Origin of the sequence: Neochlamydia sp. TUME1 (genome assembly GCF_000813645.1) — a bacterium.
Classification (GTDB): Bacteria; Chlamydiota; Chlamydiia; order Chlamydiales; family Parachlamydiaceae; genus Neochlamydia.
The window spans coordinates 1-1665 of sequence record NZ_JRXI01000053.1; the positions used below are offsets into that span (position 1 = coordinate 1).

Annotated in this window: 2 protein-coding genes; both read right to left on the reverse strand. The window is 39.2% G+C overall.

What is annotated here, in order from left to right:
- Positions 1 to 218: 218 nt before the first annotated feature.
- Positions 219 to 605 (reverse strand): tetratricopeptide repeat-containing protein, encoded by a 387-nt coding sequence (locus DB41_RS10520; protein ID WP_080502359.1) that lies wholly within the window; start codon positions 603 to 605, stop codon positions 219 to 221.
- A partial coding sequence (locus tag DB41_RS02365; protein ID WP_155117542.1) for a lipopolysaccharide assembly protein LapB occupies positions 606 to 1665 on the reverse strand: 1060 nt, incomplete at its 5' end. It abuts the gene before it with no gap.

Genomic DNA, 1665 nt, shown 5'->3' on the forward strand with positions numbered 1-1665 from the left:
AAGTCCTATCCATTACAGCTAATTTCTGCATACAGGCCTAGCCCTAGATAAGGCTTTTCTTTTGCTAGTTCCTTAAATGTAGTAAATATAAAAGAGTTAATAGAGGAACTTTCTAAGTTCATAAGCTTATCCTCCTTTTATCTAACTTTATTTTCATCTGCACTTCATATTATCTCAACCTAAACAAATTTTTAATCGGTAAATTTTTTAGCATCCCTTTATAAAATTGTTTTTAGCTTATTGGCTAACATTGTCACTATAGGATGATTTTCACCAAAAAGCTTAAGGTTAATGGCAAGCGTTTTGTTAATATACTCTTTCGCTTTTTCTAAATAGCCTTGTTCTTTGTAAATTCCTCCCAGGTCGTGGTAATCGAATGCCACCAGGGGAGAATATTTACCAAAAAGTTCAAGGTCAATGGCAAGCGCTTTGTTGCTATACTCTTCCGCTTGGACTAAATTGCCTTGGTCTTTGTTGATTTGTCCTAGGTTATTGTAACCAATTGCCACATCGGGATGATTTTCACCAAAAAGCTTAAGGTTAATGGCAAGCGCTTTGCTGTTACACTCTTCCGCCTGGCCTAAATTGCCTTGGTCTTTGTAGATTTATCCTAAGCTGTTATAATTGGTTGCCACACTAGAATGATATACACCAAAAAGCTTAAGGTTAATGGCAAGTGCTTTGTTGCTACACTCTTCCGCTTGGCTTAAATTGCCTTGCTCTTTGTAGATTTGTCCTAGGTTATTGTAATCAATTGCCACATCGGGATGATTTTCACCAAAAAGCTTAAGGTTAATGGCAAGCGCTTTCTTGACATACTCCGCCGCCTGTCCTAAATTGCCGTGTTCTTGGTAGAGTGTCCCTAGGTTATTGTAATCAATTGCCACATCGGGATGATTTTCACCAAAAAGCTTAAGGTTAATGGCAAGCGCTTTGCTGCTACACTCTTCCGCCTGGCCTAACTTGCCTTGGTCTTTGTAGATTAGTCCTAGGTTATTGTAACCAATTGCCACATCGGGATGATTTTCACCGAAAAGCTTAAGGTTAATGGCGAGTGCTTTGCTGCTACACTCTTCCGCCTGGCTTAAATTGCCTTGTTCGAGGTAGATTGCTCCTAGGTTATTGTAACAAATTGCCACCTCGAGATGATTTTCACCAAAAAGCTTAAGCTCGATAGCAAGTGCTTTTTTAGTATACTCTTCCGCTTTGTCTAAATTGCCTTGGTCTTCATAAATTTGTCCTAACCTGTTATAATTGGTTGCCACACTAGAATGATATTCACCAAAAAGCTTAAGGTTAATGGCAAGTGCTTTGCTGCTACACTCTTCCGCCTGGCTTAAATTGCCTTGGTCTTGGTAGATTAGTCCTAGGTTATTGTAATCAATTGCCACCTTGGGATAATATTCACCAAAAAGCTTAAGGTCAATGGCAAAAGCTTTGTTGCTATACTCTGCTGCTTTGTTTAAATTACCTTGCTCTCGGTAGATTGTTCCCAGGTTATTGCAACAATTTGCCCCATCGGGATGATATTCACCAAAAAGGTTAAGGTTAATGGCAAGCGCTTTATTAATATACTCTGCTGCTTTGTTTAAATTACCTTGCTCATGGTAGATTGCTCCTAGGTTGCTGTAATCGATTGCCACTGTGGGGTGATTCTCACCAAAA